The sequence below is a fragment of the Luteibacter sahnii genome, from assembly GCF_034063545.1.
Taxonomy (GTDB): domain Bacteria; phylum Pseudomonadota; class Gammaproteobacteria; order Xanthomonadales; family Rhodanobacteraceae; genus Luteibacter; species Luteibacter sahnii.
This window is the reverse complement of record NZ_JAQLOK010000002.1, coordinates 582,518-606,549: the sequence shown is the minus strand read 5'-3', so window position 1 is coordinate 606,549 and position 24,032 is coordinate 582,518. Positions and strand designations below refer to the sequence as shown.

At 68.2% G+C, this 24,032-nt stretch carries 21 protein-coding genes and 1 pseudogene; 16 read left to right on the top strand and 6 right to left on the bottom strand.

The window, feature by feature from the left end; genetic code table 11:
- Window positions 1–46: 46 nt before the first annotated feature.
- Window positions 47–1,876 carry a DNA mismatch repair endonuclease MutL gene (gene mutL, locus PI246_RS08060; RefSeq protein WP_320550768.1) on the top strand — a complete coding sequence of 610 codons (1,830 nt, stop codon included), beginning with the start codon at window positions 47–49 and terminating at the stop codon, window positions 1,874–1,876.
- A 20-nt stretch (window positions 1,877–1,896) separates the two neighbouring features.
- A complete protein-coding gene (locus PI246_RS08055; RefSeq protein ID WP_320550767.1) occupies window positions 1,897–2,733 on the top strand; it encodes a DUF1684 domain-containing protein in 837 nt (278 codons plus the stop codon).
- 137 nt (window positions 2,734–2,870) lie between these two features.
- On the opposite strand, the gene PI246_RS08050 is transcribed toward PI246_RS08055, so the two are convergent.
- The gene (locus tag PI246_RS08050; RefSeq protein ID WP_320550766.1) at window positions 2,871–3,653 is read right to left on the bottom strand and encodes an enoyl-CoA hydratase/isomerase family protein; all 783 of its coding nucleotides are present in this window, start codon (window positions 3,651–3,653) and stop codon (window positions 2,871–2,873) included.
- Window positions 3,654–3,798: 145 nt separating this feature from the next.
- Between PI246_RS08050 and PI246_RS08045 the strand changes: the two genes are divergently transcribed.
- The 3 genes and pseudogenes from PI246_RS08045 (at window position 3,799) to PI246_RS08035 (ending at window position 6,203) form a co-directional block, all read left to right on the top strand.
- Window positions 3,799–4,521, top strand: coding sequence for an FKBP-type peptidyl-prolyl cis-trans isomerase (locus tag PI246_RS08045; protein WP_320550765.1), 723 nt, complete (start codon window positions 3,799–3,801; stop codon window positions 4,519–4,521).
- A gap of 40 nt (window positions 4,522–4,561) precedes the next feature.
- A pseudogene (locus PI246_RS08040) lies at window positions 4,562–5,358 on the top strand (CoA pyrophosphatase).
- The gene (locus PI246_RS08035) at window positions 5,352–6,203 is read left to right on the top strand and encodes a sulfurtransferase (protein WP_320550764.1); all 852 of its coding nucleotides are present in this window, start codon (window positions 5,352–5,354) and stop codon (window positions 6,201–6,203) included. Before PI246_RS08040 ends, PI246_RS08035 begins: the two are co-directional and overlap by 7 nt.
- On the opposite strand, the gene PI246_RS08030 is transcribed toward PI246_RS08035, so the two are convergent.
- Window positions 6,204–7,235, bottom strand: a complete 1,032-nt coding sequence (locus PI246_RS08030; protein WP_320550763.1) for an oxidoreductase — start codon at window positions 7,233–7,235, stop codon at window positions 6,204–6,206. It abuts the gene before it with no gap.
- A 125-nt stretch (window positions 7,236–7,360) separates the two neighbouring features.
- On the opposite strand from PI246_RS08030, the gene PI246_RS08025 reads away from it, so the two are divergent.
- A complete protein-coding gene (locus PI246_RS08025; protein ID WP_320550762.1) occupies window positions 7,361–8,167 on the top strand; it encodes an SDR family oxidoreductase in 807 nt (268 codons plus the stop codon).
- Here PI246_RS08025 and PI246_RS08020 read toward each other — a convergent pair.
- A complete protein-coding gene (locus tag PI246_RS08020; protein WP_320550761.1) occupies window positions 8,158–8,949 on the bottom strand; it encodes a metallophosphoesterase family protein in 792 nt (263 codons plus the stop codon). The two genes, PI246_RS08025 and PI246_RS08020, sit on opposite strands and share 10 nt — an antisense overlap.
- Window positions 8,946–9,893 carry a diacylglycerol/lipid kinase family protein gene (locus tag PI246_RS08015; protein WP_320550760.1) on the bottom strand — a complete coding sequence of 316 codons (948 nt, stop codon included), beginning with the start codon at window positions 9,891–9,893 and terminating at the stop codon, window positions 8,946–8,948. The genes PI246_RS08020 and PI246_RS08015 overlap by 4 nt, the downstream gene beginning before the upstream one ends.
- A 128-nt stretch (window positions 9,894–10,021) precedes the next feature.
- Here PI246_RS08015 and PI246_RS08010 point away from each other — a divergent pair, with 128 nt between their 5' ends.
- The 4 genes from PI246_RS08010 to prpC all read left to right on the top strand — a co-directional run bounded on the left by PI246_RS08010 (window position 10,022) and on the right by prpC (window position 15,820).
- Window positions 10,022–11,638, top strand: coding sequence for an alpha/beta hydrolase (locus PI246_RS08010; RefSeq protein ID WP_320550759.1), 1,617 nt, complete (start codon window positions 10,022–10,024; stop codon window positions 11,636–11,638).
- A gap of 135 nt (window positions 11,639–11,773) precedes the next feature.
- A complete protein-coding gene (gene prpE / locus PI246_RS08005) occupies window positions 11,774–13,678 on the top strand; it encodes a propionate--CoA ligase (RefSeq protein WP_320550758.1) in 1,905 nt (634 codons plus the stop codon).
- 86 nt (window positions 13,679–13,764) lie between these two features.
- Window positions 13,765–14,652 carry a methylisocitrate lyase gene (gene prpB / locus PI246_RS08000; RefSeq protein WP_320550757.1) on the top strand — a complete coding sequence of 296 codons (888 nt, stop codon included), beginning with the start codon at window positions 13,765–13,767 and terminating at the stop codon, window positions 14,650–14,652.
- Window positions 14,653–14,665: 13 nt separating this feature from the next.
- Window positions 14,666–15,820 (top strand): bifunctional 2-methylcitrate synthase/citrate synthase, encoded by a 1,155-nt coding sequence (prpC, locus tag PI246_RS07995; protein WP_320550756.1) that lies wholly within the window; start codon window positions 14,666–14,668, stop codon window positions 15,818–15,820.
- A gap of 52 nt (window positions 15,821–15,872) precedes the next feature.
- Here the strand turns inward: prpC and PI246_RS07990 are convergent, their stop codons facing one another.
- Window positions 15,873–17,888 (bottom strand): NADPH-dependent 2,4-dienoyl-CoA reductase, encoded by a 2,016-nt coding sequence (locus tag PI246_RS07990; RefSeq protein WP_320550755.1) that lies wholly within the window; start codon window positions 17,886–17,888, stop codon window positions 15,873–15,875.
- A 278-nt stretch (window positions 17,889–18,166) separates the two neighbouring features.
- Between PI246_RS07990 and PI246_RS07985 the strand changes: the two genes are divergently transcribed.
- The 6 genes from PI246_RS07985 to PI246_RS07960 all read left to right on the top strand — a co-directional run bounded on the left by PI246_RS07985 (window position 18,167) and on the right by PI246_RS07960 (window position 23,098).
- A complete protein-coding gene (locus PI246_RS07985; RefSeq protein ID WP_320550754.1) occupies window positions 18,167–19,099 on the top strand; it encodes a hypothetical protein in 933 nt (310 codons plus the stop codon).
- An 83-nt stretch (window positions 19,100–19,182) separates the two neighbouring features.
- Complete coding sequence (locus PI246_RS07980; protein WP_320550753.1) at window positions 19,183–19,530, top strand: hypothetical protein; 348 nt, start codon at window positions 19,183–19,185, stop codon at window positions 19,528–19,530.
- Window positions 19,527–20,210, top strand: coding sequence for a C39 family peptidase (locus PI246_RS07975; protein WP_320550752.1), 684 nt, complete (start codon window positions 19,527–19,529; stop codon window positions 20,208–20,210). Before PI246_RS07980 ends, PI246_RS07975 begins: the two co-directional genes overlap by 4 nt.
- On the top strand, window positions 20,207–20,743 hold the full coding sequence (locus PI246_RS07970) for a hypothetical protein (RefSeq protein ID WP_320550751.1): 537 nt from the start codon (window positions 20,207–20,209) through the stop codon (window positions 20,741–20,743). The genes PI246_RS07975 and PI246_RS07970 overlap by 4 nt, the downstream gene beginning before the upstream one ends.
- A 3-nt stretch (window positions 20,744–20,746) precedes the next feature.
- Complete coding sequence (locus tag PI246_RS07965; protein ID WP_320550750.1) at window positions 20,747–22,096, top strand: coiled-coil domain-containing protein; 1,350 nt, start codon at window positions 20,747–20,749, stop codon at window positions 22,094–22,096.
- A 144-nt stretch (window positions 22,097–22,240) separates the two neighbouring features.
- Window positions 22,241–23,098 (top strand): hypothetical protein, encoded by an 858-nt coding sequence (locus PI246_RS07960; RefSeq protein ID WP_320550749.1) that lies wholly within the window; start codon window positions 22,241–22,243, stop codon window positions 23,096–23,098.
- Window positions 23,099–23,311: 213 nt separating this feature from the next.
- Here the strand turns inward: PI246_RS07960 and PI246_RS07955 are convergent, their stop codons facing one another.
- Window positions 23,312–23,983, bottom strand: coding sequence for a TerC family protein (locus PI246_RS07955; protein WP_320550748.1), 672 nt, complete (start codon window positions 23,981–23,983; stop codon window positions 23,312–23,314).
- Between the last annotated feature and the right edge of the window lie 49 nt (window positions 23,984–24,032).

The following is a 24,032-nucleotide window of genomic DNA, read 5'->3' as shown; positions in this document are numbered from 1 at the left end:
GCATGGGCTATCCTTTCGACCTGAACGTCTGTCAGGTCCCGCCGTCATGCCCATTCGCGTCCTTCCGCCCGAGCTGATCAACCAGATCGCCGCCGGTGAGGTGATCGAGCGTCCCGCCTCGGTGGTGAAGGAGCTCGTCGAGAACAGCATCGATGCCGGTGCCCGCCGGATCGAAGTGGACATCGAGCAGGGTGGTACGCGGCTGATCCGTGTGCGCGACGACGGTGGCGGTATCCCGCGCGACGAACTGCCGCTGGCCGTGGCGTCGCACGCCACCAGCAAGATCGGCAGCTTCGACGACCTCGAGCGCGTGGCAAGCATGGGCTTCCGCGGCGAGGCGCTGGCGTCGGTGTCGTCCGTGGCGCGCTTCGCGCTCACCTCCCGCCATGGCGACGACGAGGCCGCCTGGCGCATCGAGGTCGACGGCGGACGTCTCCAGGAGACGCGTCCTGCCCAGCATCCACGCGGCACCACCATCGAAGTGCGCGACCTGTTCTACAACGTGCCGGCACGCCGCAAGTTTCTCCGCGCGGAACGCACCGAGTTCGCTCACATCGACGATCTGCTGAAGTCGCTGGCGCTGGCCCGCGAGGGCATCGACATCCGGTTGACCCATAACGGCAAGCCCGTGCGGCTGCTCAAACCCGCCCGCGACGAGAACGCCGCGCTGGCCCGCGTGGCCGAGGTGCTGGGGCCTGACTTCCCGGGGCAATCGCTGCGCGTGGAACACGAGGCCGCCGGGCTACGCTTGTCCGGCTGGGTCGGGCTGCCGACCGCGTCACGCGCCCAGGCCGACCAGCAGTACTTCTACGTCAACGGTCGCCTCGTGCGCGATCGCGTGGTGGCCCACGCGGTGCGTCAGGCGTACTCGGACGTGCTCTTCCATGGCCGCCATCCGGTCTTCGTGCTGTTTCTCCAGATCGATCCGGCCGGCGTCGACGTGAACGTGCATCCGGCCAAGAGCGAGGTGCGCTTCCGTGAGCAGCGCCTCATCCACGATTTCCTGTTCCGCACGTTGCACGAGGCGCTCGCGCAGACGCGTGCGGGCATCGCGGTAGCGAACAGTGGCGAGATGCCGCCGCCGATGACGCCCTCGTTCGGCGACCTGACGGCACCTGGCGCGCCGTCGACGGTTGCCGTGCCCGCGTGGCCGTCATCGGCGAGCCAGCCGCGGTTGAGCCTGGGCGTGCGCGACGAGCCGCTGGCCGGCTACGCGACCCTGTTCGGCAGCGCGTCCATCGCGCCGCGGGCGTTGCCGATGCCGCTGAACACGGACGATGGCGCGGACGCAGTGCCGCCCCTGGGCTATGCCATCGCCCAGTTGAAGCAGATCTACGTGCTGGCGGAAAACGAACACGGCCTCGTGCTGGTCGACATGCATGCCGCGCATGAGCGCATTACCTACGAGAAACTCAAGAACGGTCGGGTCACGGCCAACCTGCGTTCGCAGATGCTGCTCGTGCCACTGAGTATCGCGGTGAGCGCCAAGGAAGCCGCCGCGGCCGAAGAGCACGCCGACGCGCTGGCCGACTGGGGACTTGAGTTGTCGCGCAGCGGTCCGTCCGGCGTGGTGGTGCGTCGCATTCCGTCGCTGCTGGAAGGGGCCGACGTGGCGCAGCTCACCCGCGACGTCTTGGGCGAACTGGCCCAGCACGGCAGTTCGCGGCGGCTGGAAGAACTCGAAAACGAGCTGCTGTCGACGATGGCCTGCCACGGCTCCGTGCGCGCGGGGCGTCGACTGGGCCTTCCGGAAATGAACGCGCTGCTGCGCGAGATGGAAGCCACCGAACGTTCCGGGCAATGCAACCACGGTCGACCGACCTGGGTGCAGTTGTCGCTGGGCGAACTGGACAAACTCTTCCTGCGCGGTCGCTGACCCTACTTCAGAGCATCCGCATGAGCGTAAACATCGATTATGCCGCCGCCGTGGCGAAGGCCCGTGCCCACCGCCTCGACCTGCTCACCGCGCCTGGCGGCTGGCTGAGCCTGGTCGGCTTCGACTGGTTGGGCGAAGGCGACAACCGCGTCGGCCGGGCCCCGGACAACGACATCGTGCTGCAGACCGGCCCCGATCACCTGGGTACGATCACGCTTACCCCGGACGGCGCGACGTCGATCGCGTTCGCCCCGGGTGTCGACGCACAGGTCGATGGGCAACGCGTGCCCCGGGCGTCGCTGTCCGACGACGCGCCCGGGCATCGGCCCAGCGAGGTTCGCTTCGGCACCGCGCAGTTGTTCGTGATCGTGCGCGACGGGCGCAAGGCGATCCGCGTCAAGGATGCCGAGGCGCCGACACGCGTCGGCTTCGAGGGGTTGCGCTATTTTCCGGTCGATCCGTCATGGCGCGTCGTTGCCGAGTGGGTGCCGCTCGATCCGCCGTACGCCCTCCAACTGGGCACGGTGATCGGCACCATCGACACCGAGCGCGCACCCGGCAAGGCGGTGTTTACCCGCGAAGGGCGTACGTACGAGCTGTATCCGTACCACGAGACGCCCGATGCGCTGTTCTTCGTCTTCGGCGATCTCACCGGCGGAAAAGAGACCTACGGGGCGGGGCGTTTCCTCGACACCGGGTTGCCGGAGAACGGCCAGCTCGTGCTCGATTTCAACGAAGCGCGGAATCCGCCGTGCGCGTTCACGCCGTATGCCACCTGTCAGCTGGCACCGCCGGAGAACCGGCTCGACGTGCGTGTGGAGGCGGGAGAACTGACCTACCGCGCGGCGGCCCATTGATGCCGGTGTAGCGCGGTAGGGCGGCGCGACCCTCGTGCCGGTGGGCGTGGCGTGCGATGCCGGCTGGCGCCGGCATCGCCGATGCGATCGGCTCCCCCCTCCGTGGCAGAGCCGGCGCGGCCGCGACTGGAAACGCGTCAGCTGCCCTTGAAGCTCGGCTTGCGCCGCTCAAGGAACGCGCCGGTGCCCTCGCGCATGTCGTCGGTGGAAAACGCGATGGCGAAGCCCTGCGTCTCGAAGGCGAGGCCCTGGTCGATCGCGCATTCGGCGCCCTCGATCACGGCGTCGAGGATACCCTTCAGCGCCAGGGGCGCGGCCGCGGCGAGTTGATCGGCCATCCCGTCGACCGTGGCATCGAGTTCGTCGGCGGGCACCACGCGGGTCACCACGCCAAGGCGCTCCGCGCGGGCGGCGTCGATCTGATGGCCGAGCAGGCACAGCTCCAGCGCCGCCCCACGGCCAGCCAGCCGGGTCAGGCGCTGGGTGCCGCCGAAACCGGGGATCAGGCCCAGGCCGATCTCCGGCTGGCCGAACTTGGCCCTGTCGCTCGCGACGCGCAGGTGACAGGCCATCGCCAGCTCCATGCCGCCACCGAGCGCATAGCCCTGGATCTTCGCCAGCACCGGCTTGCCCAGGCGTTCGATGGTGAGCATGAGCTCCTGGCCGGCGCGCGAGGCGGCCTGCGCCCGGGTCGGCGACCAGGCGGTCATCTCAGAGATGTCGGCGCCGGCCACGAACGCCTTGTCGCCCGCGCCGGCCAGCACCACCACGCGCACCGCGTCGTCCTGCGCCGCCTGGCGGAAGGCCAGGGTCAGTTCACCGATGGTTTCGCGGTTGAGCGCGTTGAGCTTGTCCGGGCGGTTGACGGTGAGGGTGCGGACGGCGCCGCGATCGGACGTGGTGACGTTGCGGAAGGCCATGGTGTGCGTCCTGGCGTGGGATAAGGTCCGTGATGGTATCAGGGGAACCTTTACCCCTTGTCGGCGTCTGAGAGCCATTGGGCGGACGAGCGGCCGATGGACTATCCTCAGCCTCGCCAGAACGTCCGGATCCACGGAGAACGGGATGTCACGCTCGCGTTACCTCGCCATCGCCCTTGCGTCGCTCGTCCTGGGCGGCGGGGCCGCGCATGCGCAGTCGGCACCCGGCGCACCATCGTCCGGCGCGCCGGTCATCGACAAGTCCAAGCTGTCCTACGCCATCGGTTACCAGATCGGCACCCAGTTCGCCAACAGCGCCCAGCCCGATGTCGATATCGCCGTGCTTGTGAAGGCCCTGCAGGATGGCTACGCCAAGCGGCCTCCCGGCGTGCCCATCGAGGTCATGCAGCAGCAGCTGGTGAACTTCGACGCGAAGGTGCAGCGCGACTCCATGGTGGAATTCCGCCGCGTGGCCGCGGCCAACGCGAAGCGCAGCGCCGACTTCCTCGCCAGCAACCGCAAGCGTCCCGGCGTCGTCACGCTGCCGTCGGGCATCCAGTACGCGGTGATCAGCAAGGGCAACGGCGCCCAGGCCCAGCTCACCAGCACGGTCGTGGTGAATTATCGCGGTGCGCTCATCGACGGCACGGAATTCGACAGCTCCTACGCCCACGGCAAGCCCGTGACGTTCACCGTCAACCGGGTCATCCCCGGCTGGCAGGATGTCATCCCGCGCATGCGCGTGGGCGACAAGTGGAAGGTGGTGATCCCGCCGGCGCTGGCCTACGGCGAGCGAGGCGAACTGCCGCGTATCGGGCCGAACGAGGCTTTGGTGTTCGATATCGAGCTGGTCGACGTTCGTCCGTGAGACCGGCCGGCAGCGGCCCCGCCGCCGGCGCGCTAGAATGATGGGTGGCATGGTCACCGTCTCCTCCCAGCGTCCCCTGACTCCCTGCATCGGCGTATGCCGCATCAACGCGCGCGGTCTGTGCGAAGGGTGCCTTCGCACGCTCGACGAAATCGCCCGTTGGTCCACGCTCGACGACCGGCAGAAGCGGTGGATCATGGACGAGTTGCTGCCCCACCGGCAGGCCGGCTGATGGATGAGCTGCTCGCCCGGCTGCACGGTGCCTTGCTCCCGCTGGAGGCCCCACCGGGCCCCAGGGGCTGGAACCACGCCGACATGGCCCAGCTGATCGGCGACGGCCCCCGGCGTCGCGCGGCGGTGCTCATCGGCATCCGCGACGATCGCCAGCAGAACGTACTGCTCACCCTGCGCACCGACACCCTCCAGCAGCACGCAGGACAAGTGGCGTTTCCGGGCGGGCGCGTGGAGCCCGACGATCGCGACGCGGTGGCCACGGCCCTGCGCGAAAGCCACGAAGAGATCGGCCTGGCGGCCGATCACGTGACGCCATTGGGTTACCTCGACGCGTTCGAGACGATCAGCGGCTTCACGGTGACGCCCGTCGTTGCTCGCGTGGCGGCCGACGCGTCGCTCAAGCCCGATCCGGGCGAGGTGGCCGAAGTGTTCGAGGTGCCGTTCGCGTTCTTCCTCGACCCGGCGAACCTGCGCCGCTACACCATGGATTTCCGTGGCCATCGTCGCGACATGGTCGAGTTCCTGCACGCGGGGTACCGCATCTGGGGCGTTACCGCGGCGATTCTCCTAAACCTGATCAAGCGGATGGGTTCGTCATGCTGATATCGCACACGGTTATCGACGCGGCATCCGCCGCCAACCTCCGTCCGGCCGACGTGCTGTTCGTCGACTGCCGTTTCGACCTGGCCGATGCGGGCAAGGGGGATCGCGACTACGCGCTGTCCCATCTCCCCGGCGCGGTGCGCGCGGATCTGGATCGCGATCTGTCCGACATGCTGACGCCGCCGAACGGACGCGGGCGCCATCCCTTGCCCCAGCGCGCGGCGTTCGAGGCTTTCCTGTCGCGAATCGGATTCCGGCCCGATCTCCAGGTGATCGCTTACGACGCGGCGGGCGGTGCCTTGGCGGCCGCCCGCTTCTGGTGGCTGGCGCGATTGGCCGGCCTTGATAACGTCGCCGTGCTGGACGGTGGCTGGGCCGCGTGGAGCGCGGCGGGGTTACCGGTGAGCGACGAGGTGCCGTTGCGGACGCCGACTGCCGTACGCGCGTGTTTCGACACGGATGGCACCGTGACCACCGACATTCTCCTGCAGGAGGTGGGCGCACATCGCATCGTGTTGCTCGACGCCCGCGCCCCCGAGCGCTATCGCGGCGAGGTCGAGCCGCTCGATCCCGTCGCCGGGCACGTGCCCGGCGCGCGCAACCGTCCGTTCAGCGACAACCTCAAGGACGGCTTCTTTCGCTCGCCTGAAGCGCTGCGCCGCGACTTTACGGCGCTGCTCGGTACGCAGCCGGCGGACACCGTCGTGCACATGTGCGGTTCCGGCGTTACCGCCACCCACAACCTGCTCGCCATGGAATATGCCGGACTGTGCGGTTCGCGCCTTTACGCGCCCTCGTGGTCGGGATGGGTCAGCGACCGTGCGCGGCCCGTGGCCACGGGCTGATCAGAGCGCCACCGTGCGTCGTTCGCGCGCGGACACCTGTGCGGCCTCGATGACCCGGATCACGTCACGCGCCTCGCGCGGATCGACCGGCACCGGCGCGTCGTCGCGGATCGCCGCCGCCACGCCGCCGTAATACGCCGTGTAGCGGCCCGGCAGCGTGTCGATGATGCTTACGCTGCCGTCGATATCGGTGAAGCGACCGAAGCGTGCCGGGTCGTCCTCGCCCCAGCCTCTCCCGCCCGGACGACGTCCCTCGCGCAACGCGGCTTCCTGTCCGTCGATGCCGTATTTCACGAAGCTGCCGCCGTCGCCGTGCACCAGGTAGCGGGGGCCGGGATCGCGCACGAGCATGGCGGCGTGCAGCACCGCGCGGCGGCGTCCGTAATCGAGCACTAGATGCATGTAGTCATCGGCGCGAGCGACCGCGCGCTGGCGCGTCACGTCGGCGGTGACGGCCAACGGCATGCCGAACAGCACCAGCGCCTGGTCGATCAGGTGCGCGCCGAGGTCGTAGAGCAGGCCGGCACCGGGCGTCTCGCTTTCGCGCCAGCCAGGCTTGATCTCGGGACGGAAACGGTCGAAATGGGCCTCGTAATACGCCACCTCGCCGAGCCGCCCGTCGTCCACCAGGCGACGCACGGTAAGGAAATCGTTGTCCCATCGACGGTTCTGGAACACCGAGAGCGTTCGCCCGCGTCGTCGGGCGAGGTCGATCAAGGCATCGGCGCTGGCGGCGTCGAGCGTGAACGGCTTGTCGACCACCACGTGCTTGCCGGCCTCCAGCGCGGCGTGGGCGAGCGACGCGTGGCTGTCGTTCGGCGTCGCGATGACTACCAGTTCGATCGCGGGGTCAGCGATCAGGTCGCGCGGATCGTCATAGGCGCGCGCTTCGGGAAAGTCGCGGCGGATGTCGTCGCGGCGCCGGCTGCCGATGGCGGCCAGGCGAAGGCCCTCGGCCGCGGCGATGAGCGGCGCATGGAAGAAGGCACCGGCCGTGCCGTAGCCGATGAGGCCCGTGGGAATCGGTTGCATGGTGGCTCCACGGTGGGGTGGGATTATCCAGCCTAACGCGACGCGGCCCGTCCTGTCCCCGAGATGACGCCGCCTGCACGACGGGACGGGGACGATCGGGAGGACGCCCACCGAAGGACATGACCATGGTCGCTCCCAAGCACGCCTCGCCCGTTCCCGCCCCCGCCGCCAGCGAATGGCCCGGCAAGGTCGTGCTCATCACCGGAGGCGCGCAAGGCATCGGCAAAGGTATCGCGGAGGCCGTGCTGGCGGCCGGTGGCAGTGTCGCCATCGGCGATCTCGACGCGGAAGCGGGCAGGGCGTGCCTGGACGAATGGAACGTGGGCGAGCGCGCGACCTTCCTCGTGCTTGACGTCTCCAGGGAAGCCAGCGTGAAGCGCTTCGTCGATACCGCCCGCCATCGGCTCGGACGGATCGATGGCCTCGTGAACAACGCCGGTATCGCGGGGCCGGTCAACGGCCCCCTGGAAAAGCTCAGCTGGGCGGAGTGGAAGCGTCGCATCGACACCAATCTCGGCGGCGTGTTCCTGTGTTCGAAGCACGCGCTGCCGGAATTGAAGAAGACCGGCGGCGCCATCGTGAACATCGCCTCGTCGCGTGCCCATCAGTCCGAGCCGGATACCGAAGCCTATGCGGCGAGCAAAGGCGGCATCGTTGCCTTCACCCACGCGTTGGCGGTGAGCGCGGGCCCGGTGCGGGTCAACGCGATCAATCCGGGCTGGGTGGTGGTCGACGCGTGGCAGAAGCCCTCCCGTCGTCGCAAGCCGAAGCTATCGGCCGCCGACCACGCGCAGCACCCGGTCGGACGCGTGGGCTACCCGCCCGACATCGGCGCCCTGGCCGTATTCCTGCTCTCGTCGCAGGCCGGTTTCATCACCGGCGAGAACATCACCGTCGACGGCGGCGTCGCGCGGCGGATGCATTACGAATGACGTGCCGCATCGCGCCGTAACGGCACCACGGTATGCGCGGTCGCGGCGAAGGCCCGGGCGCCTTCCGCGTAGTCCCATTGCTCCACCTCGACACGCCGCGCCTGGTGGCGGATCACATGGAACGAGTTGCCGATGCCGTCGCGGATGCGCGTGGAGAGCGCCGTGCCTGCCTGCACCGACCATGTGCCGTCGCGCACCTCGCGTACGTACGGCAGGTGGATATGGCCGCCGAGGATCAGGTCCGCGCCGGCGGCGTGCCACGCGTCGACGGCGGCCTCGTGGTGGATCAGCAGGTTCGCATGATCCTTCTCGCGGATCACGTGCACGGGCTGGTGCGTCACCACGATGCGCAACTGGGTGTCGCGCGCCTGGCGGAGGCGCGCCGACACGCGCGCGATCTGCGATGGGGACACTTCGCCGTTCTTGTGCCGACGCGCACGCACGGTGTTGACGCCGATCGCCAGCAGGTCGCCCACGTCGTGGATGGGTTCAAGGTCGTGGCCAAACACGCGACGGAAGCCGCCGAACGGGTTCGTCGCCCGCGCGAACAGGTTGAACAGGGGCACGTCGTGGTTGCCCGGTACGACCAGCGTCGGTCGCTCGCATCCGTCGATGAAGCGGCGGGCCGCGTCGAACTGGCCTCGTCGCGCGCGCTGGGTGACGTCGCCGGACAAGATGACGAGATCGGGACGGACCCTTGCGATCGCCTCGTGCAGCGCCGCCACGACGTCGGCACGTTCGGTGCCGAAATGCGGGTCGGAGATCTGGACGACGACACTCAACCCGGATCCTCCCCGGGCTGGCGCTCGCCGTCGGAAATCAGCACGAGCGGACGGGGCGCGACGCGAAACACGATCGGAGGATCCTGCCAGAAGATCTCACCGTCCACCGCGACCTTCATGCGCCGGCGCGAGTGCTTCGGTCGCACGGTAATCTCCCGGAACGGAAAGCTCACCACGTTGTCCGCGTCGGAAAGCCGGCCCAGCGCGCCGCGCAGGACGATGCCGAGCATGGTGAGGCGGCCGATCGGACGCAACACGAGGCCGGCGAGCGTCCCGTCATTGCGATGGACGTCGGCGGCTTCGGGCAGGCCGATCTTCTCCAGCTGCAACGCGTTGTTGCCCACGAACAGGGTCGGCGTGCGCAGACGGCGCACCTGCGAGCCACCGCTGATCTCGATGCGCAGCGAGCGATAGCCGCGAAGCAGGGTGGACAGGCCCGACCACAGCGCGACGAGTCGGTGCCGCCCGAGCCGCTGTTTCCACGCCTCGCGATCCTCCAGCACCTGCGGGTAGAGCCCGAGGCTGGCGTTGACGAGAAACAGCCGGTCGTTGACCAGGCCCGCCTGCACGTGCCGGGGCGTGCCGCGGAGCAACGACTCGGTCGCCTCGCGTGTGTCCGCGGAGATGCCATGCGTGCGCCCAAAGAAATTGAACGTGCCCTGCGGAAGCACGCCCAACGGCAGCTCTTCGCGCCAGGCGGCGCCGGCGACGAGGTTGATCGTGCCATCGCCGCCAGCGGCCACCAGCGCCCCGCCAACCTGTCTGGCATAGGTGACCGCTTCGCGCACCACGTCGACCGGGGTGTCGTCCGGTCCGATGGGAAAGAACCGGTGCGCGCGTCCCGCGGCATCGAGCAGGGCGCTGATGGTCTCGCGGGCTTCGTCCGCGTCGCGGCGGCCCGAGCCCGCGTTCATGACGATAGCCAGGGGCAGGTCGTGGGTCATGCGTGTCCTCCGTCGGGGAAGCAGACCATCGCGCGCGTCGCGACGGCATGAATACCGGCACATCCGCGCGCGCCCTGTCCATGGCAGGATCGCACCATCGCCGCGATCGCGGCCGGGAGGGGGAAGACATGAAGCACGCTCGATCCGTCAGCATCGCCATCGCGCTTGCGTGGCTCGCCACGCCCTGTTTCGTCCAAGCCGACGACGCGCCGCTGGCGCATCGCATCGTGCGAGTGTCACTGGGGGCGTCGGCCAAGCCCACCTCCGGTCGCCTCCTGCTGTTCATCACGCAGGCCGATGCGGCACGCAAGGCGGCGAAGGACGGCAAGGTCGGTGCGGTCGACACCAACCCGTTCGAACCGCAGGCGGTATCCGTCGCGGCCCGCGACGTCAGCTGGATCGAGCCGGGCCAATCGGTGGACATCGATGCGGACGGCGAGACCTTTCCCGCCGGCTTCTCCACGTTGCCCGCCGGCGACTACCTGATGCAGGCGGTGCTCGACGTCGGCCACGACTACAATTATTTCGGCCGCCACGAGGGTGATCTGCTGAGTGGCGTCGTGCCGGTAAAGCTCGCCCCGGGCGGCACGATGCCCACCCTCACGCTGGACCAGCCGGTGCCCGCGCGCGATCCCTGGACGCTGCCGCCGGTCGTGCCGCAGCCCTTGCGCGATGCGCTTCCGCAGGCGCGTGAGCATACCCATGCGGAGGTCATGCAGAGCCCCGCGCTCACGGCCTTCGCCGGTCGGCCCTTGTCGATCCGCGCGTGGGTGATCACCCCGCCGGGTTACGACGCGAAGGCCACCACGCGTTATCCCACGGTCTATCTCACGCACGGTTTCTCCGGCGGTTTCGACCGCTACGCGGGCACCATCGCCGCGGTCTGGTCGGCGATGAAGGCCGGGCAGATGCCCCCGATGATCTGGGTGCTGCTGGACGAATCGGGCCCGACCGGCACGCACGAGTTCGCCGACTCGGTGAACAACGGGCCGTGGGGGCAGGCGCTGACGACCGAATACATCCCGTGGCTCGAAGGCCGCTATCGCATGGACGCCCGTGTGGGCGGACGCTTCCTCACCGGTCACTCGTCCGGCGGCTGGGCGACGCTCTGGCTGCAGACCCGCTATCCGAAGGTGTTCGGCGGCACGTGGTCGACCTCGCCCGATCCGAGCGACTTCCACGACTTCACGGGTATCGATCTGTATGCTCCCCGCGCGAACGCCTATCGCAAGCCGGATGGCAGCCCGAACCCGCTGGTGCGCGACAAGGGCAAGGTCATCGCCACCTTCGAGACCTTCGCGAAGCTCGAGCGCGTGATCGGCCCTTACGGCGGCCAGCTCGCGTCGTTCGAATGGGTGTTCTCGCCGCGCGGCAAGGACGGCCGTCCGCAGCCGATGTTCAACCGCGACACGGGTGCGGTGGATCCGGAGGTCGTGGCCTACTGGCGCGACCATTTCGACATCGCCCAGCGCCTGCGCACGCAATGGCCGGCGCTGAAACCCGATCTCGACGGCAAGATCCACCTGATCGTCGGCACGGCCGATACCTTCTACCTCGACGGCCCGGCCAGGCTGCTCAAGGACACGCTGGACGGGCTGCACGCGAAGAGCGATATCCGGTTCATTCCGGGTCGCACGCATTTCGACCTCTACGCCGAGGGCGACGATCGCCAGGCGCTGCTGAAGACGATTGCGTGGGAGATGTATAAGGTTGCCCGCCCCGACGCGCCGGCCCCCTCGCGCTAGGGCCAGCGAGCACTGGCCAGGAGGTCGCATGATCGTTGCACGCGCCCGACCGGCGGGCGCGCCGTTCGACCAAAGTGGCAAGGCACCCTGGCCTGCGGGTGCCCTACCCTCTGCGTATCCTTGAGGAGGTGCTCCATGGGCTACGAGGAAACCTGGCGCCGGTCGGTCGATGACCCTGAAGCGTTCTGGGGCGAACAGGCGGCGCTGATCGAGTGGCACGTGCCGCCGACGCGGATTCTCGATGCGTCGAACCCGCCGTTCCGGCAGTGGTTCGTCGGGGGCGAGACGAACCTCTGCCACAACGCCATCGATCGCCACCTCGCCACGCGCGGCGAGCAGCTCGCTATCGTCGCGGTGTCCACCGAGACGGGCGTCACCCGCGAGATCACCTACCGCGAGCTACATCGGGAGGTGAACGCCTTCGCGGCGACGATGACCGAACTCGGTGTCGGTCGCGGCGACCGCGTGGTCGTCTACCTGCCCAACATCGCCGAAGCCGTGTTCGCGATGCTGGCCTGCGCGCGCATCGGCGCCATCCATTCCGTGGTGTTCGGCGGGTTCGCCGCCCACAATCTCGCGCTGCGCATCGACGACGCCGAGCCGAGGTTGCTCATCTGCGCGGATGCGGGCATGCGCGGTGGCAAGGTCATCCCCTACAAACCGCTGGTGGATGCCGCGCTTCGTGAAAGCCGCTCGCCGCCGCCGCACGTGCTGGTCGTCGATCGTGGCCTCGACCCGGGCATGCCCCTCGTCGACGGTCGCGACGTCGACTACGCGACTCAGCGTGAGCGACACCTCGGCACCACCGTGCCGGTGGCGTGGCTCGAATCGAACGAACCCAGCTACCTGCTTTATACCTCCGGCACCACCGGCCGGCCCAAGGGCGTGCAGCGTGACGTGGGCGGCTACGCGGTGGCCCTGGCCCTTTCCATGACCGCGATCTTCGACCTGCGCCCCGGGCAGGCGATCCTGTGCACGTCTGACGTGGGCTGGGCCGTGGGGCATTCGTACAACGTCTACGGTCCGCTGATCGGCGGTTGCACGGCGATCCTCTACGAGGGCCTGCCGACCCACCCCGACCCGGGCATCTGGTGGCGGTTGTGCGACACCTACGGCGTGCGCACGATGTTCTCGTCGCCGACCGCGATACGCATCCTCAAGAAGCAGGATCCGGCCTGGCTGACCCGGCATGCGCTGTCGACCCTGCGCTGGATATTCCTCGCCGGTGAACCGCTCGACCAGCCCACCTACGACTGGCTCGCCCAGGGCACCGGCAAGACGGTGATCGACAATTACTGGCAGACCGAGACCGGCTGGCCGGCGCTGTCGCTGATGCCCGGGCTCGACCTGAAGCCGGTGAAACCCGGTTCACCCGGATTTCCCACGTTCGGCTATCGCATGCGGGTGATCGACGACGCGACCGGGCAGGACAAGGCGCCCGGCGAGAAGGGTGTGCTGGTGATCGAGCCGCCGCTGCCACCGGGCTGCCTGACCACCCTCTGGCGCGACGACGAGCGTTACGTGCGCAGCTACTTCGGCCACTTCCGCGAGGTGCTCTACAGCTCGCTCGACTGGGCGGTGCGCGACGCCGACGGCTATACCTTCATCCTGGGCCGAACCGACGACGTGATCAACGTCGCGGGCCATCGCCTGGGCACGCGTGAGATCGAGGAATCGGTCGCGACGCTCGGTGCCGTGGCCGAGGTGGCGGTGGTGGGCGTGGCGGACGAACTCAAAGGACAGGTACCGGCGGTGTTCGCCACCCTGAAGCAGGGCGTCACCGACGATCCGGGGGACGTCGCGCGGGCCATGGAGCGACGGGTGGTCGAGCTGCTCGGCGGCGTCGCGCGGCCCGGTTGCGTGTACGTCGTGTCGAGCCTGCCCAAGACGCGTTCGGGCAAGCTGTTGCGCCGCTCGCTGCAGGCCCTGATGCAGGGCGCCGATCCGGGCGATCTCTCGACCCTCGACGATCCCAACGCGCTGGAAGACGTCAAGCGGGCGATCCGGCGAGGCCCGCAAGGCGGCAGTCTTCGCGCGTGAGCCGGGGGTGGTACGGTTTAGCCGCACCGCAACAAGGCTTGAACATCTCCCCGCGCTAAAATGCCTCCCTTTACGCGGAGAGTTCCATGGCACAGCAACCCTCGGCCGGCGGCCGCTTCCGCGCCGCCCTGGCGGCGGAGACGCCGTTGCAAGTGATCGGCGCCATCAACGCCAACCACGCCCTGCTGGCCAAGCGCGCGGGGTTTCGTGCCATCTATCTCTCCGGCGGCGGCGTCGCCGCCGGTTCGCTGGGCCTGCCCGACCTGGGCATCAACACGCTCGACGACGTGCTCACCGACGTGCGCCGCATCACCGACGTGTGCGACCTGCCGCTGATGGTCGACATCGACACCGGTTTCGGTCCCAGTGCGTTCAACATCGCCCGCACCGTGAAGAGCCTGATCAAGTTCGGCGCGGCCGCGTGCCACATCGAAGACCAGGTCGGCGCCAAACGCTGCGGTCACCGCCCAGGCAAGGAAATCGTCACGGCCGGCGAGATGGCCGATCGCGTCAAGGCCGCCGCCGACGCGAAGACCGATCCGGACTTCTTCCTCATCGCGCGCACCGATGCCATCGCCGTCGACGGCGTGGATGCCGCGATCGAGCGCGCCATCGCCTGCGTCGAGGCCGGTGCCGACGCGATCTTCGCCGAAGCCGCCTACGATCTGCCCACCTACAAGCGCTTCACCGACGCGCTGACCGTGCCCGTGCTTGCCAACATCACCGAATTCGGCCAGACCCCGCTGTTCAGCACCGAAGAACTGGGTGGCGCGGGCGTGGGCATCGTGCTCTACCCGCTGTCCGCGTTCCGCGCCATGAACAAGGCGGCGGAAAACGTCTACACCGCCATTCGCCGCGACGGTCACCAGCGCAACGTCATCGACACGATGCAGACGCGCGAAGAACTTTACGACCGGATCGGCTACCACGACTACGAGCGTCGTCTCGACGCTCTTTTCTCGAAGAAGGGTTAAGGAGAGTCACGCAATGAGCGACACCACCACCCAGACCATGCCGAAGGCGAAGAAGTCGGTCGCGCTCTCCGGCGTCGCCGCGGGCAACACCGCGCTGTGCACGGTCGGCCGCAGCGGCAACGACCTGCATTACCGCGGCTACGACATCCACGACCTCGCCGCCAAGGGCTCCTTCGAAGAAGTCGCCTACCTGCTCGTCCACGGCGTGCTGCCCAACTGGATGGAGCTCAACGCCTACCGCGCGAAGCTCAAGCGCCTGCGCGGCCTGCCCGCGCCGGTGAAGGGCGCCCTCGAACTGCTGCCCGCCGCCACGCACCCGATGGACGTGCTGCGCACCGGCGCGTCGATGCTGGGCACCGTGCTGCCCGAGAAGGAAGACCACAACCCCACCGGCGCGCGCGATATCGCCGATCGCCTGATGGCGAGCTTCGGTTCGATGCTGCTGTACTGGTATCACTTCAGCCATAACGGCAAGCGCGTGGAAACGGAGACCGACGACGAATCCATCGCCGGGCATTTCCTCCACCTGCTCCACGGCAAGAAGCCGAGCGAGCTGCACTCGCATGCGCTCGACCGTTCGCTGGTGCTCTACGCCGAGCATGAATTCAACGCCAGCACCTTCACCGCGCGCGTCATCGCCGGTACCGGCTCGGACATGTACTCGTGCATCACCGGCGCCATCGGTGCGCTGCGCGGCCCGAAGCACGGCGGCGCCAACGAAGTGGCGATGGAGATCATCGCGCGCTACCGCGACGCGGCCGAGGCGGAAGCCGACATCCGCGCGCGCGTCGAACGCAAGGAAATCATCATCGGCTTCGGTCACCCGGTGTACACCGTATCCGACCCGCGCAACGAGATCATCAAGGAAATCGCGCGCAAGCTCTGCACCGAGGGCGGCAACCCACGCCTGTTCGAGGTGTCGGAGAAAATCGAGAAACTGATGTGGGAACTCAAGAAGATGTTCCCGAACCTCGACTGGTACTCCGCGTCGGCGTACCACATGATGGGCGTGCCCACGGCCATGTTCACGCCGCTGTTCGTCATCGCCCGCACGTCCGGCTGGAGCGCCCACGTGATCGAGCAGCGCCAGGACGGCAAGATCATTCGCCCGAGCGCGAACTACACCGGTCCGGAAGACCAGACCTACACGCCGATCGAGAAGCGCTGAGGCGCGTCGTCCGCATGGCGCGCTCCTGGATGCAGGAGCGCGCCATGCGCGATCAGATCGCCGCGGCCAGCCGCGTCGCCCGGTCGATCGCCCGCTTCGCGTCCAGTTCCGCCGCCACGTCGGCGCCGCCGACGAGGCGCACGTCCACGCCTTTGGCCTGAAGTGCCGCCTGCAGGTCGCGGTTGGGTTCCTGGCCGGCGCAGACGATCACATGGTCCACCGGCAGCACCTGCTTCTCACCGCCGACGGTGACATGCAGGCCGGCGTCGTCGATGCGTTCGTAGGTCACCCCGCCGAGCATCGCGACCTTCTTGTTCTTCAGCGTGGCGCGGTGCACCCAGCCCGAGGTCTTGTTGAGTCGCGCGCCTGGGCGTCCCTCCGAACGCTGCAGCAGCCACACCTGGCGTTCCGGCGGTTCTGGCCGGGCGGGCATGAGGCCGCCCGGCACCGTCATGTGCATGTCCACGCCCCATTCCTTCGTCCACCGGGCAATGTCGGTGGTGGGTGAGGGCACGTGCTCGGTGAGGAACTCGGCCACGTCGAACCCGATGCCGCCGGCTCCGATGATCGCGACACGCGGACCGACGGCGGCGTTGCCCTGGAGCACGTCGATGTAGGACAGCACCTTGGGATGGTCGGCACCGTCCAGGGCGATGCCGCGTGGCGTGACGCCGGTGGCGAGGATCACCGTGTCATAGCCCGACGCCAGGCTATCCGCCGTGGCGACCTGGCCCAGGCGCACATCGACGCCGGTGGCGTCCAGCCGATGCCGGAAGTAGCGCAGGGTTTCGTGGAATTCTTCCTTGCCCGGAATGCGCTTGGCCATGTTGAACTGCCCGCCGATCTCGCTGGCGCGATCGAAGAGGGTGACGGCATGGCCGCGTTCGGCGAGCGTGGTGGCGGCCGCCAGCCCTGCCGGTCCTGCGCCCACGACAGCCACGCGCTTCGTCGCGGCGGCGGGCGTGATGGCCAGTTCGGTCTCATGGCATGCCCGCGGGTTGACCAGGCAGGAGGCCCGGCGGTTTTCGAAGACATGATCGAGGCAGGCCTGGTTGCAGGCGATGCAGGTGTTGATCGCGGCGGGCGTGCCCGCACTCGCCTTGTTTACCCAGTCGGGATCGGCCAGCAGGGGACGGGCCATCGATACCATGTCGGCGTCGCCGTTGGCCAGGATACGCTCGGCCACGTCGGGCATGTTGATGCGATTGGTGGTGACCAGCGGGATGCCGACCTCGCCCTTCATCCGCCGCGTCACCCAGGTGAACGCGCCGCGCGGCACGCTGGTGACGATGGTGGGGACGCGCGCCTCGTGCCAGCCGATGCCGGTGTTGATCAGCGTTGCGCCGGCGGCTTCGATTTTCCTGGCCAGGGTCACGATGTCGGTCCACGCCTGGGCGTCGTCGACGAGATCGAGCATTGAAAGGCGGTAGACGATGATGAAGTCGCGGCCGACCGCTTCGCGCATGCGCCGCACGATCTCCACGGGGAAACGCATGCGGTGTTCGGCCGAGCCGCCCCAGCGGTCGGTGCGATGGTTGGTGCGTGCGGTGAGGAACTGATTGATCAGGTAGCCTTCTGAGCCCATCACCTCGACGCCGTCGTAACCGGCATCCCGGGCGAGCTTCGCGCTGCGTACGAAGGCATCGATGGTGCGCTCCACGCCGCGCGCCCCGAGCGCACGCGGCGTGAATGGCGTGATCGGCGACTTGATCGCCGACGGCGCGACCGACAGGGGGTGATAACCGTAGCGGCCCGCGTGGAGGATCTGCATGCAGATCTTCGCGCCCTCGGCGTGCACGGCCTGCGTCACCTTGCGGTGCCGGCCCACGTGCCAGGGCATCGACATCGTGCCGGACAGGGGTTTGAGCCAGCCACGCAGGTTGGGCGCGATGCCGCCGGTGACGATCAGGCCCACGCCCCCCCGCGCGCGCTCGGCATAGAAGGCCGCGAGCTTGTCGAAATCCGCGGCCTTGTCTTCCAGGCCCGTGTGCATGGAGCCCATGAGCACGCGGTTGCGCAGACGGGTGAAGCCGAGATCGAGCGGGGCGAGCAGATGCGGATAGGCCACGGGAAGCGTCCGGTTCAAACAGTCGTTCGAATGATCCGGGTAACGGCCAGCGGGGGCAAGGCCCGGCGCAGCACGGGCGAAACGCGTTGTATCGGTGCGGTTACAGGCCGGGCGTGAGCCCGGCGTGCAGGCGCGCGTGCCAGGCACGTCGTGGCGCGGTGCGCGGCACGTCCGGCCGGCGAGGCACGCTCCTTGCTCCACACCGGGAACCCGGCGCGTTGGCAGGGCGCGCCGGGCGTTCGAACACCGCGGTTTCGAATCCCAAAGGAGACTCTCCCATGCGTAAGACCCTCATCGCCTCGGCGATCTGCTTCGCCATCGGATTTGCCCTGCCGGCCATGGCCGACGACACCCAGACCGGCGCGGGCGGCGCCTCGGCGCAGCGCCGCTCCACCGCTATCCAGTACACGGACAGCTCGACTTACACCGATAGCTCGACGCATACCAACACGAACACGACGATGACGTCCGGGTCGTTCAACACCACCAACGCCATCGCCACCAGCACGCTCAACGGCGCGGTGACCGGCAACACCACGAACAGCTTCGGCAACGTCGCGACGAACATGGGCAACGCCGGTGGCGCCCGCGGCGGCGCGGGCGGCGACGCCTGGGGCGGCAACGGACGGGGTGGGGCCGGCGGCGACGGCGGTCAGGGCGGACGGGCCAGCGCGCGGGGCGCCGTGGGCGGCGATGCGTCTACCACCAGCGGTGACGCGATGGGCTCCTCGCTGGCCTACGGCGGTGATACCCAGGGTGACGGTGGCAGCGCCTCGGGCGATGGCGGCGCGGCCCGGTCGCGTGGCGCCGGTGGCGGCGCACCGACCGGCGGATCGACGGCCAGCACGGGCGGTGCTTCGACGAGCACCGGTGCCTCGTCCACGGCGGGCGACGCCTCGCCGACCTCGACCGGCGGCACGGCGACCGCAGGCGCGGGCGGCACGGCGACGGCGATGTCCGGCGCCGGCGGCGCCGGTGCGTCCGGTGGCGACGGCATGGGCGGTTCGGGCACGGCCGGTGCGGGCGGCAGCGGTGGCAACGGTGGTACGACCTCGGCCACCACCGGCAGCTTCAGCATGGCCAACAGCATGGGAAGCGCGGGCTCCGCGCTCGCCGGCATCGGCAGCTTCGCGCAGAGCTCCGGCGCCAACGCGCTCATCCAGCAGAGCGTCAACGTGCAGGCCAACCTGAGCGTCGGCGGCGCGCCGTAAGCCGTAACGCGATGACCTAACGACGGCCACGGGGCGCCCGCGCCCCGTGGTTCGCCAGGGGGCACCCGTCCCAGGAGAACACCATGTCGATGCTCCGTCCGCTCCACGCCTGTACCGCGATCGCGCTGTCGGTCGCCTCGGCGTCCACCGTCGCCCAGACGGTCGCGCCATCGTTTGGCCCGGCCATGCCGGTCGAACGCCTGCGAACGATGAGCGGCGGCACCGCCACGGCATGGGTCAACAACGTCAATGAGCAGGATATCCACGGCACGCTGAGCGACAACCGCGCGAACCAGACCTACAGCGGCGCCAACGTGGTCGGTGACACCGCCTTCGGCAACGCCGCCGGCCTGCCCACCGTGATCCAGAACTCGGGCAACAACGTGTTGATCCAGAACGCCACGATCGTCAACGTGCGGATGAACCCGTGAAGGCGGCGCTCGTTCTGGGCGCCCTCGGGTTGCTCGCCGCGCCGGTCGCCGCGGCCGGTCGGGCCGACGTGCAGACCGGACCCGGCACGTCGTACCCGTTGAAGATGACCAGCCTGAAAGAAGCGAGGTTCCGCAACACGATCCGCCAGGCCTACGACTTCAGTTGCGGGTCCGCGGCCGTGGCGACGCTGCTCACCTACCAGTACGCCTACCCGATGAACGAGCAGACCGCCTTCGACGTGATGTACGCCGGCGGGGACCGCGCCAAGATCGGACGCGATGGATTTTCGCTGCTGGACATCAAGCGTTTCCTCGCCTCGATCGGCTTCGAGGCCGACGGCTTCGACGTGCCGCTGGAAAAACTCGACGAGGAGGGCATCCCCGCGATCGTGCTGATCGACGAGCGCGGATATCACCACTTCGTGGTGGTGAAGGGCTATAAGCATGGACGCGTGCTTATCGGCGATCCCGCCCGCGGCACGCGCTCGATGTCCCGGCGTCGCTTCGACGACATGTGGAAGAACCACATCGTTTTCGTGATCCATAACGAACGCGAGCGCGCCATCTTCAACAGTCCACGCGACTGGGCCGTCGCGCCTGCGGCGCCGGTGTCCGAGGGTATCCAGCGCAACGGACTCGATCCGCTGGTGATCTCCAAGCGCGGACCGGGGGATGTATGAATCGACTAGTGCGTTTGGCCATGGTGATCGCCTGCGCGGCGAGTACGGCTGCGTACGCGATGGACTTCCCGGCCCCCACGCGGGTCAGCGACGCGCGCCTCGACGCCACCCGGGGTGGCTTCGACCTCGGCGACGACCTGCGCGCTTCGTTCGCACTCGAGCGCATGGTGCGGGTCAACGGCGTGGAGGCGATCCGCACGTCGGTGAGGATTCCGGACGTCGCCCGGATGAGCATCGACCAGGCCCGCGCGCTCTCCGACGCCCTCCGGACGACGGTCGTCACCAACGGCGCGGGTGGCGTGGGCACGGCTGCCCCGGCGATCGAGTCATCGGTCACGGTGTCGCCGGTCGTTACGACCGCGACGCTGCCCCTGTCGGGCGGGCCCGGTCTCATCGTGCAAAACGCGTTGGACAACCAGACCATCACGGCCACCACCACGATCGACGCGTCGGTGAATACCTCGCGCATGTTGCAGAACCTGCGCCTGGACGAATCGATCAAAGACGCGGTGATCACGTTCCGGGGGAATTGACGCATGGTTCGCAGGGGCAGGGGGATACAGACGACGGTTCGACGGGGCGCGCTCACGCTCGCGGTCCTGCCGATGTGGATCGGCACGTGCCTGGCGCAGGAGACAGCCGTCGATCCGGCGCTGCGTGAACGGATCGAGGCACAGGGGCGCCGCATCGACGCCATGCGCAGCCGCATGGCCGAGCAGCTAGCCGAACTGGACCAGATGAAGCGCGAGTTGGCGGCGCAAGAGATGCAATACGCCGACCTTCGTCGCGCCGTCGGACTCGATGTGCTCAATGACGCGCGCGGCACCGGTGCCCCCGACGTGGCGTCGTCGGCACAGGGGCCACAGGCATCGCCATCGTCCCCCGTGGCGGCGGCCCCGTCGGTCGGACGGCGTCCCGCGCAGGACGAACGCCCGCCCGAGGTCGCGCCGATCTTCGACCAGCCCGGCGTACTCACGCCGCCAGGCAAGCTCATCGTCGAGCCGTCGTACCAGTACGGCTATTCGTCGAGCGATCGCGTGGCGCTGGTGGGTTACACGGTGATTCCGGCGATCCTCATCGGCCTGGTCGATGTGCGCCAGGTAAAAACCACGACGCAGACCGGAGCGGTGGCGTTGCGTTATGGACTCACCCGTCGCATGGAGCTGGAAGTGCGCATTCCCTACGTGGATACGCACACCGACACGATCAGCCGCGAAATCTTCACGGGCACCGCGCAGGACCGGCTGTTTACCACCCGCGGCAAGGGCCTGGGCGATATCGAGGCCACGTTGCGCTACCAGCTCAACGAGGGCGGCGCCGACAGTCCGTATTACGTCGGTTGGTTCCGTGCGAAGTCCCGTACCGGCCGCGATCCGTTCGAGGTCACCAGCGACTGCGTCACGCGTTGCGTGGCGAACTACACCGGCACCGGGCTGCCTTTGCGCAGCCCGACGGGCTCGGGCTTCTACTCGGCGCAGGCCGGCCTGACCTGGTTGTATCCGTCGGACCCGGTGGTGTTCTTCGGCAACTTCAGCTATCTGCATAACTTCGAGCGCCACGGGGTCAGTCGCAACGTACTGGGCGCGGGACGTGAGTTTCTCGGCAGCGTCAAGGCCGGCGACATCGCCGACGTGAGCCTGGGCATGGGCTTGTCGCTCAACGAAAAGGCGTCCATCAGCATCGGCTACGACCAGGCGTTCGTGGGGCGCACGCAACAGGCGGGCAGGGCCTTGCCCGGCTCGGCACGCGTGACGCTGGGTTCGTTGCTGATCGGCGGCTCGTATCGATTCAACGAGAAGGAAACACTCAACGTGACGCTGGGCGTGGGCATTACGCGTGACACGCCTGACAGCACGGTGACGATGCGCTTGCCTGTAACGCTTTGACATTCACCGCCGTTTCACGACTGGCGCATGAACGCGTTTCAAACACGCGAGAGTTCCCCTGCACATCTCGCACACATAACCCTTCGTTAAGATTTCGCTCGGGGAGTGACATCACCGATCGAATTCTTAAAGCAGGGAGTCATCATGCGCTTTCATCCACAACGTTCCGGCAAGGTCGCCGCGGGTCTGGCCCTTGCATCTCTCGCCGTCTTCGGCGCCGCTGCGCACGCGCAGGACAGCTCCGACAAGAAGTCGCAGTCGCCGGCGCTCGACAATATCAGCCTGTGGGTGGGTGGTTACTACACCAATAACGACACCAACATCGGTGCGCGCACGGATTTCCTCAACAGCTCGGGCAACGTGAACCTCGAAGACGACCTCGACTTCAAGAAGCACAAGACCGTGCCGCGTGTTCGCCTGGATTTCCTTATCGGTGAGCACCAGGGCTTCACCTTCGACTACTACGAAGTGGATCGCTCGCACTCCAAGAGCCTGTCCGAGCAGATCAACTTTCTCGGCCAGCCGATCGCCGCCGACGCCTACGTCAAGGGCGACCTGAAGTTCACCTTCGGCAGCGCCGCCTACAAGTGGTGGTTCGGCACCGGTGACGACGTCTTCGGCCTGGGCATCGGCGCGGCGTACTACAAGGTGCACTACAGCATCAGCGGCACGGCCTCGGCCATGGGCCAGACCGTCTCCGACGGTGCCTCGGGCAGCACGAACGCATGGGCGCCCAACCTGCAGCTGGGCTGGCGCCACGCGTTCAACGAGCAGTGGCGCATGTACTTCAACGCGTCGGGCGTGAAGAAGAACGGCGGCCGTCTCAACGGCCACATCTGGGATGCCGCACTGGGCGTCGAATACTTCCCGTGGCAGAACGTCGGCTTCGGCGCCGAATACGCCTACACGAAGATCAAGCTCAACCAGGACAAGCGCAACTACGACCTCGACCTGGACATGAAGCTCAACGGTCCGGCAGCGTACGTGCGCTTCCGCTTCTAAGCGAGCCGATACCCTTCGAACGACCAGGCCCTGCCTCCCGCCGTGCGCGCGCTTCAACCGCCGCACGACGGGAGGCAGGGCCTTTTCGTCTGTCGCGGCGTCGCCCGCCGTGGTTCGACGCTCCGTGGACGTCGCACGGGTAAGGGCCGGTGATTGAGGCCGCAACGGCGCGAGCGACGCTGCGGCCGCCATGGCCAGGCGCGCCGCAGGCGCTTATGCCAGGCGGCGACGGCGGGCGGCGAGCCATCCGCCGCCGCACACGGCCAGCACGAGCACCGCGTCGAGCGCCCAGGCCGCCCACGGACGCGCGTCGAACCAGGGCGAGGTGAGCTGGTCGTGGGCGATCATCCGGGCCGCCGTCCAGGCGATGGCCCCGGCGCCGATGTAGACGATCACCGGGAAGCGCTCGATCAAGCGCAGAATCAGGGTCGAGCCCCACACCACGAGGGGCACGCTGATCGCCAGGCCCAGGATGACCAGGCCCATGTGTCCCTTCGCGGCGCCGGCGATCGCCAGCACGTTGTCCAGGCCCATCAGTGCATCGGCAACCACGATCGTGCGGATCGCCGACCAGAAGCCGGAGGCCGCGCTGACCGTGGGATCGCTCTCCTCGTGCTTGAGCAGCTTCCACGCGATGGGCAGCAGCAGCAGGCCGCCGACGAGCATGAGGCCCGGCAGGTTGAGTAGCCAGATCACCGCGAAGGTAAGGACGATGCGCAGCGCGATCGCCCCGAAGGTGCCCCAGAACACGGCTTTCTTCTGCAACTCGCGCGGTAGGTTGCGCGCCGCCAGGGCGATCACGATGGCGTTGTCGCCGGCCAGCACGAGGTCGAGCAGGATGATCGCCGCCAGGCCGGAGAGAAATTCGGGGGAGAGGAAATCCATGGGCATCCTTCGCGCGCCTTCGAGAACGGATGCGGCAGGCGACGGGGGT